This is a genomic window from Shewanella sp. BJSY2023SW007 (assembly GCF_047314525.1).
In the GTDB taxonomy this organism is placed as follows: domain Bacteria; phylum Pseudomonadota; class Gammaproteobacteria; order Enterobacterales; family Shewanellaceae; genus Shewanella; species Shewanella chilikensis.
The window spans coordinates 60,227-72,075 of sequence record NZ_JBKORL010000105.1; the positions used below are offsets into that span (position 1 = coordinate 60,227).

General features: G+C 53.3%; 10 protein-coding genes and 1 pseudogene. 8 read left to right on the forward strand and 3 right to left on the reverse strand.

Annotation, left to right across the window (positions count from 1 at the left end; all coding sequences use genetic code 11):
- Window positions 1-546 precede the first annotated feature (546 nt).
- The 5 genes from ACMHXE_RS19035 (at window position 547) to mtgA (ending at window position 4,549) form a co-directional block, all read left to right on the forward strand.
- The gene (locus ACMHXE_RS19035; RefSeq protein ID WP_101056002.1) at window positions 547-1,599 is read left to right on the forward strand and encodes an endonuclease/exonuclease/phosphatase family protein; all 1,053 of its coding nucleotides are present in this window, start codon (window positions 547-549) and stop codon (window positions 1,597-1,599) included.
- Between the two features lie 167 nt (window positions 1,600-1,766).
- Window positions 1,767-2,507: a sporulation protein gene (locus ACMHXE_RS19040; protein WP_101056001.1), complete on the forward strand. Its 741-nt coding sequence runs from the start codon at window positions 1,767-1,769 to the stop codon at window positions 2,505-2,507.
- A 65-nt stretch (window positions 2,508-2,572) separates the two neighbouring features.
- Window positions 2,573-2,998, forward strand: a complete 426-nt coding sequence (trxC, locus tag ACMHXE_RS19045) for a thioredoxin TrxC (protein ID WP_101056000.1) — start codon at window positions 2,573-2,575, stop codon at window positions 2,996-2,998.
- On the forward strand, window positions 2,974-3,645 hold the full coding sequence (locus tag ACMHXE_RS19050) for an alpha/beta hydrolase (RefSeq protein ID WP_101055999.1): 672 nt from the start codon (window positions 2,974-2,976) through the stop codon (window positions 3,643-3,645). The genes trxC and ACMHXE_RS19050 overlap by 25 nt, the downstream gene beginning before the upstream one ends.
- Window positions 3,646-3,832: 187 nt before the next feature.
- Entirely contained in the window at window positions 3,833-4,549 is a 717-nt protein-coding gene (gene mtgA / locus ACMHXE_RS19055; protein WP_268249217.1) for a monofunctional biosynthetic peptidoglycan transglycosylase, read from the forward strand.
- Here mtgA and ACMHXE_RS19060 read toward each other — a convergent pair.
- Both ACMHXE_RS19060 and ACMHXE_RS19065 read right to left on the reverse strand, forming a co-directional pair.
- The gene (locus ACMHXE_RS19060; RefSeq protein WP_101055998.1) at window positions 4,533-6,284 is read right to left on the reverse strand and encodes a diguanylate cyclase; all 1,752 of its coding nucleotides are present in this window, start codon (window positions 6,282-6,284) and stop codon (window positions 4,533-4,535) included. The genes mtgA and ACMHXE_RS19060 overlap by 17 nt on opposite strands.
- A 118-nt stretch (window positions 6,285-6,402) precedes the next feature.
- Window positions 6,403-6,846, reverse strand: coding sequence for an Lrp/AsnC family transcriptional regulator (locus tag ACMHXE_RS19065; RefSeq protein ID WP_101055997.1), 444 nt, complete (start codon window positions 6,844-6,846; stop codon window positions 6,403-6,405).
- Window positions 6,847-6,954: 108 nt separating this feature from the next.
- Here ACMHXE_RS19065 and ACMHXE_RS19070 point away from each other — a divergent pair, with 108 nt between their 5' ends.
- Complete coding sequence (locus ACMHXE_RS19070) at window positions 6,955-7,539, forward strand: LysE family translocator (RefSeq protein ID WP_101055996.1); 585 nt, start codon at window positions 6,955-6,957, stop codon at window positions 7,537-7,539.
- A 77-nt stretch (window positions 7,540-7,616) separates the two neighbouring features.
- Here ACMHXE_RS19070 and ACMHXE_RS19075 read toward each other — a convergent pair whose 3' ends face one another.
- Window positions 7,617-9,644, reverse strand: a complete 2,028-nt coding sequence (locus ACMHXE_RS19075; protein WP_101055995.1) for an alpha/beta hydrolase family protein — start codon at window positions 9,642-9,644, stop codon at window positions 7,617-7,619.
- 303 nt (window positions 9,645-9,947) lie between these two features.
- Between ACMHXE_RS19075 and ACMHXE_RS19080 the strand changes: the two genes are divergently transcribed.
- Window positions 9,948-11,315, forward strand: coding sequence for an L-cystine transporter (locus ACMHXE_RS19080; RefSeq protein ID WP_101055994.1), 1,368 nt, complete (start codon window positions 9,948-9,950; stop codon window positions 11,313-11,315).
- Between the two features lie 407 nt (window positions 11,316-11,722).
- Window positions 11,723-11,849, forward strand: a pseudogene (locus tag ACMHXE_RS19085) (alpha-amylase family glycosyl hydrolase); the annotation flags it as partial.

Genomic DNA, 11,849 nt, shown 5'->3' on the forward strand with positions numbered 1-11,849 from the left:
CCTGTGTGGGGGAACACTCAAGGTCGTAGATGGGGCAGCGGCAGCAAGGCTGTCCTAAGTAAAAAACCTTTATGGATGCATTAGTTTGCAGCCACAGGAGAACACTGCGGCATGCGTATGCATGTAAAGCTCAACAAGGTTTTTATGGGGAGTAACGGAAAAAGGGATTCTTTAATACGCTACTGCCAGTCCTGGCAGTAGTTTGCGAAGCTGCAGACTAGTGCCGGGCAAATAATCCTGTCTGACTGACAGGGCATCTACTGTCACCTATGTGTGTGTCCACAGTGGGTCTCCGTATGGTTAATTAAGCGGCGATTGTATGGTCGAAACCAAACAAGTCAAGCGGGAGATCGAAAAAGCCTGTCAAACAGGTTTTTTTAGCCACAAACAGCGGCTTTATGTTGCTTATTTGTTGGGCTATTGGGCGCTGTTGGGGGGTAATGGGTAGCCGGAAGGTTGTTTTTGGTGTGCTATTGGACAAATCTCAGCAGCGGCTTAATATCAACACTATTACTCAGCAGGGTTACCGGAGCCGCAGCGCTTTTCATGTCTTCCAATATCCGCATCGCGAGTCTGAATCTGTTCAATTTTGCCATGCCGCCGCTGGCGTTTCATGAGTTCAACAACATCTATACCCAAGGGCAGTGGCAACAAAAGTGCGACTGGACAGTCCGCTGGCTGCAGCAGGCGCAGCCAGATCTGGTGGGCTGGCAGGAGTTATTCAGCCCCGAGCCGCTACGCGAATTGTGTCAGGCTGCCGGTCTTGCCCACTTTGCGCTGGTAGATTCGCCGGTCATAGAAGGCTTTGTTGCCCGCAAGAGTGTGGTGGCACTGGCAAGCCGTTTTCCGATTGTTTCCTTGGCGGCGGTGGAGCTGGATAGCGAACTGGCATTTTCACTTGGACTCAAGGAAGAGTTTCAAAGTAGTCGCCAGATACTGCGAGCCACCTTGATGCTGCCGGGGATAGGCCACTGTGATACTTACGTGGTGCATTTCAAATCACCTCGCAACAAGTTGCCCAAGGGCGCGGTCGAGTTGCAAGGTGCCGCCGGGCTGCTGGCCGAGAGTGCGCTGGGCCGATGGTCAGCCACTTTGCAGCGTGGCAGTGAGGCCATGTTGTTGTATCAGGCGATACTCAAGCGGCGCCGGCAAAGCGGCAATGCTGTGGTGCTGATGGGGGATTTCAACGCCGGCATAGATTCCAGTGAACTCAAGGGCCTGTTGGTGGGTGCCGGGCAGCTCTATAACGGGGATATTCGCGCTGCGGGCCTTCACGGCCTGCCAGATGAAAGGCTGAAACTGCAGCTGGCGCATTTTCAACTGTTTGACGCCTGGCAGCTCTGGCGAGAAGCCTCTGAGCAAAGTGGCGAGCAAGTGACAGTGACTCGCCCCGTGACCCATTTTCATGGTTCTCAAGGCAGTGTGGTCGACTATCTGTTGTTGAGTCAGGAGTTTGATGCCCGCAGTCAGCATAGTTTGGCAGAAGTGGCAGATTACCGGGTTTATGACAGGCATCTGCTGCGGCCGCAGTTTGAACTGGATGCCCAGGCGAGCGACCATACACCGATTTTGGCAGAAGTCCGTTTACGCCATCCCTGATTAGGAGGATGATTTTGCCGGCCTCTGGTTTTTAACTGGCTCAGAATGAGTTTTGTTGCTGCCTGCTTGTTGGGTTTGGGAGTTTACAGCCAATGCGTTCGCCCTTTACTCGCCGAAGAAAAGGGGCTTAAATGCGGCAAGGCCTTTTAAGTAAACAGGAACAGAGGATGTTTAAGAAATTGCTTGCTGCAGTTGGCGTTGGCGGCGCCAGTGTCGATACTCGTTTGCTCAATGCCAGCCTGCAACCTGGGCAAACCTTCGAAGCCCGAATCGTGCTCAAGGGCGGCGAGGTAAGCCAGAGTATTGCCGGCCTGGAGCTGGCCCTTATGACTCGGGTTAAGGTCAGTGATGGCGACAGCAGTCATTTTATCAATCATTGTCTGGCCAGCTGGCGTATCAGCGAAGGCTTTGAACTTCAGGCCGGAGAGGTGAGAGAGTTGCCTTTTATCGGTCAGTTGCATCCTGAGACCCCATTTACCGAGTTGCCGGTGCGTAACAATCAATGCCGGGTCTGGCTGCAAACCGGGCTGGCGATAGATTACGCCATAGATCCAGGCGATCAGGATCTGCTGCAGATCCAGCCTACCCAGCTGTTGCTGCACCTGCTGCAGGCCATGGAGGAGTTGGGCTTTGTCCTTAAAAAAGCCGATGTCGAGCAAGGCTATATCAACACCTCTGATTTTCGCAGTGGTTCAGGCTGCTATCAGGAGTTGGAGTTTGTACCCACAGGGCGTGGGATCCGCCTTTTGCGTGAAGTGGAACTTACCCTGGTTCCCGATGGCGAGCAAACCCATCTGCTATTGGAGCTGGACCGGGCCTTTCGCGGTGATGGCTATCTGAGTCTGACCTTGGATAACCAGGCCGATTATCCCCAGGTGCTGGCCCTGTTGCGACCTCATCTGGCTTGAGTCGGTTTAACGCCGTCCCCTATTTCACAGTGTGCGGCGATAATGCCGCTTGAGAGGAGAGTCCTATGTTGATTGCGTGTCCCCAATGCGCTGGAATGAACCGGGTGCCGGAAGAACGGCTGTCTCAAGGCCCTAAGTGCGGCCACTGCAAGCAGCCTTTGTTTCTAGGCCTTCCAGTAGAACTGACTGATGCCAACTTTGCCAACCATGCCCATAAGTCAGAGCTGCCGTTGGTGGTGGATTTCTGGGCCGGCTGGTGCGGCCCTTGCAAACAGTTTGCTCCTATATTCGAGCAGAGCGCTGCCGAACTGGAGCCGGAGTTTCGTTTCGGCAAGCTGGATACCGAAGCTCAGCAAGCGCTGGCGGCCCAGTATGGGATCCGCTCCATTCCGACCATAATGCTGTTCAAAAATGGCCGAGTGATAGCCCAGCAGGCCGGTGCCATGCCCAAACAGGCATTCCAGCAATGGCTCAAGAGTCAGCTAATTTGAGGCTGGATAACAGCAAAGCCCTGGTGGTGCTGGTGCATGGCTTCAATAAAGATGAGCGTGACATGGGCTTTCTGGCCCAAGGCTTGGCTCGGCAATACAGTATCCTGTGCCCCAGATTGCCCACCCGTTTCGGCTCACTGCAACAAGCGGTAGTGACCTTACGCCAGGCGCTGGATGAGCAGAAATGGCAGCAGTATCCCAGGGTGCACTTTGTGGCGCACAGTATGGGAGGCTTAATTGTTCGGCAACTGCTGGCAGAGCAGCCGCCCGACAATTTGGGCCACAGTGTGTTTATTGCCACGCCCCATGATGGTTCACCGCTGGCGAGCCTGGCCGATAAGCTTCCGGGATATTCCCGGCTATTTCAGCCGCTGCAATCTCTGCTGCCGGGGCAGCGCTGGGCAAGTTGGCGCGAGGATAGTCAGGCTCATCTTGGGATCATCGCCGGCAGTGGGACTCAAGATCCCTTGGGCGCCTTGATTGACGGCGAGTCCGATGGCCGGGTACCCCTGGCGTCCACCCGTTGTGATGATGCCAGTGATTGGATGGTGTTGCCCCTGTGCCATAAGGCCATACATTGGCATCAGGATACGCTGGCGGCAGTACAGGGCTTTCTTGAGCGCGGCCGCTTTGGCCCTGACCAATGAGCGCTGACTAACGGGCTAAGAAAAGTGCCGCTGAGTCTCCCGGGTGCTCCGGATAAGCTTACAGATTGTCATTCCGGGCCGGGTTCGCACCTGGCAAAATACTCAATTATTATTCACAGAGGGTTTCCTGGCTCACTCAGTTTCAGGTGCACTCAAGTTCAGGTGGGCTTATTTATCAGGAGCGAATTTGGCCGCGAAAAAGGGATGGTTTAGGCGACTGACAGGCTGGCTGATAAAACTGTTGTTGGGGCTGATGGTACTGTCTCTGCTGATGGTGATAGCGCTTAAGTTTGTTAACCCACCGCTGTGGAGCTGGCGTATTGAACGCTATTGGTTTCCACCGGCGCCGGTAACACAGGTACAGCGCCAGGTGCAGCATCAGTGGCAGCCGCTGACTCAGATATCTGCCAATATGCAACTGGCGGTGATCGCCAGTGAAGATCAGCGTTTTGCCCTTCATTCCGGTTTTGATCTCAAGGCGATTCAGAATGCCATAGAGGAAAAACTTCAGGGGGAGCGTCTCAGGGGCGCCAGCACCTTGAGCCAGCAAACCGCCAAGAACCTGTTTATGTGGTCTTCGCGCAGCTTTATTCGCAAGGGAGCTGAAGCCTGGTTCACTCTGCTTCTGGAGCTGGTGTTGGATAAGCCCAGGATCCTTGAGTTGTACCTGAATATTGTCGAATTCGGCCCGGGGATCTACGGCGTCGAAGCGGCGGCGCAGCACTACTTTCATAAGAGCGCCGCTCAGTTGTCGTCCCGCGAGGCCGCCTTGCTCGCCGCCTTGTTGCCTAATCCCTGGCAATATCAAATCGATCCACCGAGTGCTTACATGAACCGCCGCGCCGACTGGATCCAGCAGCAGATGCGGCAATTGGGGCGGCAAACACTTAAAGACCTGGATTGATTTCAATGTCGGTATTTACCCCTTGGTCGCCAGCGCTTGAATTGGCGACGACCCGATTGCGGCCACTGTTTTTGGCTTGATAAAGTGCGTGGTCGGCTCGTTTTACGGCCGCTTCTATCGATTCTGTTGCAATTTCAACCTCGGCGATGCCCAAGCTTATGGTGCAACTTATCTTGTCTCCCGTGTCGGCGGTTAGCTGCATCGCTTCGACATTGAGGCGCAGCTGCTCGGCTCGCTGCAAGGCTTGGTTTAGTGGGGCTCCCGGCAGCAAGATCACGAACTCTTCACCGCCGAAGCGGGCCGCCATCTCGGCTCCTTGGCAGTGTTGCTTCAATAATTTGGCCAGGGCGACTATCACCCTGTCGCCCAAGTGGTGACCAAAGTTATCGTTGATCTGCTTGAAACTGTCTATATCCAGAATAAGCACAGAGATAGCCTCGCCATTGCGGCCGGCCAGCTTAAGTTGATAGTCGGCCTCAGAATAGAAATAGCGCCGGTTATAGAGTTTGGTCAGAGGGTCTGTGGCCGCCTGGCGCTTGAGCTCTTCCTGCGAGGCGCGGATATCCTCAAGGATTTTGATCCTGTAGGAGATGATAAACGCCAGGGTCAGGGCTTCCAGCATAATGCCTATGCCGACTCCGTGGCTGCTGAGATAGCTCGGAGAGATCAATCCCTTGTAGAAGAGCACGGCTATGCCATTAAAGATAACAAAAAAACTGTGGCCTACCAGAAAGTACTTCACCAGTGGATTGCCCTTGCGATATAGGGAGATACTCACAGAGAAGGTCACCAACATCATGAGTGCTGCCAGGCTACTGGCGGGTTTGAGTGCTGCTGAGATATCAAATAAGCCCCAGAACAAGGTCGCTAGCAGCAGTAACAGCATCAGCTGTAGCGCCTTGTGCTCTGTGGGGTAGAACTTTCTGGTCTCGAAAATAGCCGTCATAAACAGCAGCAGGAAAATCGGCATGGTGAGCAGCGACAGATTGAGCATGAAGACGCTCGAGCCGTAGGCGTTGAACACGCTGGCAACTAGACCATAGGACAGGGCTATCCACACCAGACCCGAGATCAGATACAGCGAATAGTAGATGTTCTCTTTCTTACTGGTGGCGAAATACAGCAGGCAGTTGTAGAACACTAGTGCCAGCAACATGCCCACCATAAGTGCAATATCATAGTGAGTGCTCACCAGGGCCCGCCGCGAATTTTCTCCATCCATCAGTGTCATGGCAAACCATTGATGGGAGTAGGCGTGGCTACGAATATACAGGGTTGTTATCTGATCTGGCGCCAGCTTCAATGGGTAGACGACTGTACCCCGATACATGAGCGGGTTGTTGGCGGCCTGTTCGAGGTCCAACTGCTCGTGTCGCTGCAGTTGTTGGCCGCTTTCCTCATAGATGTCGATTTGCTGCACATGGTAAGCATGGGGCAGGTGTAAAAACAGTGGCTTTGCCTGTGAGAGCCTATTGTGCAGTATCAGCTTGAACCAGGTGACCCTGGCATTGGTACCCAAGGTGGTGACATTATCGGTTACGCCGAAAGGCTTCTGGCGTGCCTGCTCAAAGCCAAGGTTTTGGCTGTCATCAATGAAATAGCCGATTTTGAATTCATCAAGCGCGACGCTGCTTTGTTCTATATTAATAACGGGAAGTTTAACCTGCTCTAATGCAAATGGTTTTAGGCTGGTTAGCAGCAAAAACAGGCACAGCAACGCGTATCTCAATTCCATTCAAGTATCCATTTTCCCTGGCGCCGGCATGTCCAGGCGCTTCTTTATTGTTCAATGGTACCCAAGGATAAAAAGTGTCGCCAGCAATACCGCTTGTTATGCGGTTTATCGCAGATAATTATTGACGTTGATCTTTCGGTGAATCCATTACCACCATGGTGGTAATGGATTTGACTTGAGGATATTCCCCGAGGACTTCGGCATGAAAACGTTTATAGCTGCTGAGATCTTTGGTCTCGACCCGCAACAAGTATTCGTTGGCGCCTGTGATATTGTGGCACTCTACTACTTCCCTGGCGTAGCGGATATGCTCTTCAAAGCCTAACTGGGATTGTTTACTGTGACTGTTGAGGCCTATGGCGACGTAAGCAATAAAACCTATGTTCAGCTGGCTCTTGTCCAATACGGCCCGGTAGCCCGTGATCAGCTTTTTTCGCTCCAGTTCCTGTACCCGTCTCAGGGTGGCAGAGGGAGATAATCCCACCCGCTCGGCCAGCTCGACATTGGAGATCCGGCCATCACTCTGTAGCTCTTGCAATATTCTTTCGTCAAATCTATCCATGGTGATGTTTTATTGCTTACTTTCCGCTTTAAGAGCAAATATAAGCACAAAATTGCGTACCAATCCATCTAGTATTTGCTGACTGCTTATTTCAGGAGTAAAGCAAGAATGGAGCCTAATCTGCTATGGCCTTTGGTGATGTTTGCCTTTGTTTCAACCGTGACCCCAGGGCCCAACAACATCATGTTGATGACTTCAGGTGCCAATGTGGGGTTTGTTCGCACCTTACCGCATATGCTGGGGATAGTACTGGGGTTCAGCCTGATGCTGTTGTTGGTGGGTATCGGCGTGACCGGCTTGTTTCAGGCCTATCCTTGGTTGCACCAGTTACTGAGTTTGCTATGTATTGCCTACATGGTGTATCTGGCGCTGAAAATCGCCTTGAGTCGTCCGGGAAATACCAATGAAGGTTATCGCAGCATGACCTTCATTCAAGCGGCATTGTTTCAGTGGTTCAATCCCAAGGGATGGTCCATGGCGCTGGCGGCGGTGAGTCTTTACAACCCGAGTGCCAGTTGGCAGCAGTTGTTGCTGATCTCTGTAATATTTGCCTTGGTCAATGTCCCGTCTGTCAGTATCTGGACCCTTATCGGCAAACAGTTGAGTCGCTGGCTGACGGCGCCCAACTACGCCCGTGGTTTTAACTTGTTGATGGGCGGTCTCTTGCTGGCATCCATAGTACCCATGCTCTGATGTTCGCTTTTCGTGGCATTAATATGAAAGAAGGCGACCCTGAGTCGCCTTCTTGCTTGGATGCCGATTATCGGCGCTTAACGTGGGCCCGGCTCGGCATAATGGGTCATCCAGTCTTTGACCTGGTTATACCAATAGATGGAGTTGTTGGGCTTCATGATCCAGTGGTTCTCATCGGGGAAATAGATCATCCGCGATTCCACTCCACGGCTTTGCAGGGTGCGGAACAGCTCAAAACCTTGTCCCACGGGCACCCGGTAGTCCAGCTGACCGTGGCTCACCAGCGTCGGGGTATTGAAACCTGCGGCAAAGTAATGGGGCGAAATCGACTGGTAGATTTCCGGGTTTTCCCAGTAATGGCCGAAGCGGGTGCTGTGCACGGCGAAGTCGGAAGCCATCTGGGAGTACATGTCGTACACGGCGGCATGGATCAGCAGCGCCTTGAACGGATGTTTCTGCCCGAGGATGATGGAGGTCAGATAGCCGCCGTAGCTGGCACCACCGGCCACCATGCGATCGCTGTCGATCCAGCTCTTTTGTTCAAACCAGTCGGCTGCCTTGAGGACATCATCCAGAGACTTGTTTTTCCAGTCCGGGTTGATGGCATCGGCAAAGTCCTGGCCGAAGCCGCTGGAACCGTGGAAATTGGGCCAGGCGGTGACATAACCCCAGGAGGCAAAGGTCTGGGCGTTCCAGCGATAGTGGAAACCATCGCTGATGGCGTTGTGTGGACCGCCGTGTACCAGCATAAACAGCGGGTACTTCTTGCTGCGATCGAAACCCGGTGGGTAGTGCACCCACATCTGGATATCCTGGTTGTTGTAACCCTTGTAGGTCACAGATTCATAGCTGCCCAGATCCACATTCTTGAGCAGTTCGTCATTGAACTGCTCCAGCCTTTGGCCCTTGCCGTTCTTGGGATTGATCGCCAGCAGTCGCGCCGGATAAAGGAAGCTGTCGTTGAGGGCAATCAGGGTGCCTTTCTTGCCTATCTGCGGCTGACCATAGTTGGTGTCCTTGGTGATCGCCTTCACTTTGCCGCTCTTGGCATCGATATGATAGATACGGCTGGTGGCGGCATCATCAATGGCGGCGTAGAAGCCTTTGCCATCCGGCGTCCAACTGAACTGAGACACAGATCTGTCCCAATTGGCGGTCAGGGTCTTGAGCTTACGGCTGTGGATATCCAGCAGCATCAGCCTGGAGGTGTCGGCATAGAAACCCGGTATCTTCTGGCGAGTGAAGGCCAGCGTCTTGCCGTCGGGGCTGAAGCTTGGGCGGCTATCGGGCGCTTCGTTGTCCGGTGTCAGGTTTTCTGCCTTGTCTGCGCCTATCTTGCCGAGGAAGATGTCCAGCTTGGGATCGACCTGGTTGTCGGAGCCGTAGGCGTTGAAGGCGATCAGTTTCTCATCGGCAGACACATCATAGCTGCCGGCGCTTTGACTCGAACGAGGCAGCTCATGGCCCAGTGTTTGAGTAATGGCTTCTATCTCGCCGCCCTTGGCGGGAATTCGGAACACATGCGCCTGACGACGTTCATCCAGCCAGTGATCGAACTGGGCATAGGGCAGGGCATTCCACTGCTTGGCCGAGGTCTTGTTGTCCTTGTCGGCTTTCAGCTGCTCTTGCATCTGCTTCCAGTCCTGCCCGGGGAAGATGTTGCTGATGAAATAGAGATGTTTACCTACCCATTTGATGCCGTACACGCCGGTAGGCACTTCGGTCAGCCGCTGCGCTTCACCCGGGCCATTCATCGGCAGCAGATAGATCTGCCCGGCATCGTCTTCATTACGCTGGCTGACAAAGGCCAGAGTGTTGCCATCGGGAGAAAATACCGGGTTGCTCACCTTGAGTCCGGCGGCAGTTAGTGGGCGTTGATGTTTGCCATCGGTATCAAAGTACCAAAGTTGGGTCGACCCTTTGTCGGCCTTGACATCATACTCGGTCACGGGGGCGATGATATGCTCGCCGCCCGGCGATACTACCGGGCTGCCGATACGCTTGAGTTGCCACAATAGCTCAACCGACAAGGGCTTGCCCGGCTCTGCCCACGCCGATGCCAGTGGCATCAAGAGGCAGAGCAACAGAATTCCAACCTTCTTCACGGAAAGTCTCCTTTAGATACAGATAGTTATTATATTTAACAGCAGAGGCTGCCTCGGGAGTATATCCCCGGATGATGAAAACAAGCTTATCCGGGAACGGTTTGATGGGATTATTTTGTGTAACTTTCTGTTAGCGCTCGTACGGTATCGTGCGAAATTTGGCCGTTTTTTATGGGGTTAAGCCAGGCCATTTATAATTAGAGGCTATAAAGAATAATAACTTAATATTTTGTCGTGCTTAAACAAGCGCCTATTATGCGGTAGATTCTCTCTTCATATACCGTTTCCCGTATAAGGTTCCATATGTCTATTGCAGTTATCGCAGCCATTGCGGTATTTCTCGGCGTTCTGTTTATTCTGTTTCACCAACAGCAAAAAGAGCACAAATTATCCCGTCTGGTGCTGATCGGTTTAATCCTCGGCAGTGCCTATGGCTTCCTGATGCAGTCTTACTTTGGCGTGGACAGCCAGGTCACAGCAGAGGCGCTCAGTTGGATAGCCATAGTCGGTGGTGGCTATGTGGCCTTGCTGAAGATGGTGATCATGCCCTTGGTGTTGGTGTCCATGGTCGCGGCAGTGGTCAAGTTGGATAAGGGCGGCTCGCTCGGCAAGATCTCCTCCCTGACCATATTTATTTTGATGGCGACCACAGCCGTGGCGGCTTTGATAGGTATTCTGGTCACGTCCATCTCAGGGATTTCTGCCGAGGGGCTGATAGCCGGTAGCCGGGAAACGGCGCAAATGGCGGTATTGGATACCAAGGCGGCTTCGATTGCTGATCTGACTGTACCGCAAATGCTGCTGAGCTTTATTCCGGTAAATCCTTTTGCCGATCTGGCCGGTGCCCGTTCCACTTCCATCATTGCCGTGGTGATTTTCGGTATCCTCCTCGGGATAGCAGCCCGCAAGGTGATGCATGAGAAAGAGCAACTGGAATCCCCCATACGGACCTTTGTTGAAGGTGCGCAGGCGATTGTTATGCGCCTGGTGAAGATGATTATGGCGCTGACTCCTTATGGTATTGCCGCGCTGATGGCCAAGGTGGTCGCCTCTTCCAGCGGCGCCGATATGCTCAACCTGTTGGGTTTTATTCTGGCCTCTTACGTCGCCATCCTGCTGATGTTTGTTGTTCACGGCATGCTTGTAGCCATGGTGGGCGTCAGCCCACTGGACTACTTCCGTAAAATTTGGCCCGTGCTGACCTTTGCCTTCTCGTCGCGCAGTTCGGCGGCGACTATTCCATTGAATGTCGAGGCTCAGGTGACTCAGCTGAATGTGCCGCCTGCCATTGCCAACCTGGCGGCCTCTTTCGGTGCCACTATCGGCCAGAACGGTTGCGCCGGTATCTATCCGGCCATGTTGGCTGTAATGGTGGCGCCCAGCATGGGCATAGATCCACTGGACTTGCATTTCATGCTGTCCTTGATTGCCATAGTGACCATCAGCTCCTTCGGGATAGCCGGTGTCGGTGGCGGTGCAACATTTGCGGCGCTGATCGTCCTGCCTGCCATGGGGTTGCCGGTGGCCATTGTGGCGCTGCTGATCTCCATCGAGCCGCTGATTGATATGGCTCGTACCGCCTTGAACGTATCCGGCTCCATGACCGCCGGTACCATGACCAGTCGGCTATTGAAGCAAACCACGGAAAACCAGACGGCCGAGCAGCAATAAGTTAGCCCCGGCTAACGGCTTGAGAAAAAGGATGCTGCGGCATCCTTTTTTGACTCGTGCTCTCAACCCCCAAAGGGGACAAGCTGGATTTTTGTTGTCTCAGGCGGTTATAATTCCGCCATCCTCGCCTATTGGAGCTCACGCCAAAATGAACAACTGACACCTGATCACCAATCTTTTTTACTTTTCCATTATTAGATTGGCAGGGTCGGTCGGCGTGTTCGCTCAAGTCTTTATTGTTGCAGTCAGTTGGTACTCATTCGCCATATCATGACTGCTTAAACCCGGATCGGATCTCGCCGTGCCTCCCTGTCTAGAACAAAGACAGGACAGCCATATCTTTTTGATGTTTCGCCCAGCCTTGACTAGGCTTTGAAATACCCATCAAAGCTCAGTCGAGGTTGGTTATGACCAGTGCCCGTCGCCAGTTGATAGATGTTGAAAGTACGCCCTTTTACCACGTGATTAACCGTTGCGTTAGAAGGGCATTTTTGTGTGGTGAAGATGCACTGTCGGGGCGCAGTTACGAGCATA

What these genes read in the sequence shown, in the direction of transcription:
- ACMHXE_RS19035 (WP_101056002.1), top strand. Translation starts at nt 547, where the DNA reads ATGTCTTCCAATATCCGCATCGCGAGTCTGAATCTGTTCAATTTTGCC.
- ACMHXE_RS19040 (WP_101056001.1), top strand. Translation starts at nt 1,767, where the DNA reads ATGTTTAAGAAATTGCTTGCTGCAGTTGGCGTTGGCGGCGCCAGTGTC.
- trxC (WP_101056000.1), top strand. Translation starts at nt 2,573, where the DNA reads ATGTTGATTGCGTGTCCCCAATGCGCTGGAATGAACCGGGTGCCGGAA.
- ACMHXE_RS19050 (WP_101055999.1), top strand. Translation starts at nt 2,974, where the DNA reads ATGGCTCAAGAGTCAGCTAATTTGAGGCTGGATAACAGCAAAGCCCTG.
- ACMHXE_RS19060 (WP_101055998.1), bottom strand. Translation starts at nt 6,284, where the DNA reads ATGGAATTGAGATACGCGTTGCTGTGCCTGTTTTTGCTGCTAACCAGC.
- ACMHXE_RS19065 (WP_101055997.1), bottom strand. Translation starts at nt 6,846, where the DNA reads ATGGATAGATTTGACGAAAGAATATTGCAAGAGCTACAGAGTGATGGC.
- ACMHXE_RS19070 (WP_101055996.1), top strand. Translation starts at nt 6,955, where the DNA reads ATGGAGCCTAATCTGCTATGGCCTTTGGTGATGTTTGCCTTTGTTTCA.
- ACMHXE_RS19080 (WP_101055994.1), top strand. Translation starts at nt 9,948, where the DNA reads ATGTCTATTGCAGTTATCGCAGCCATTGCGGTATTTCTCGGCGTTCTG.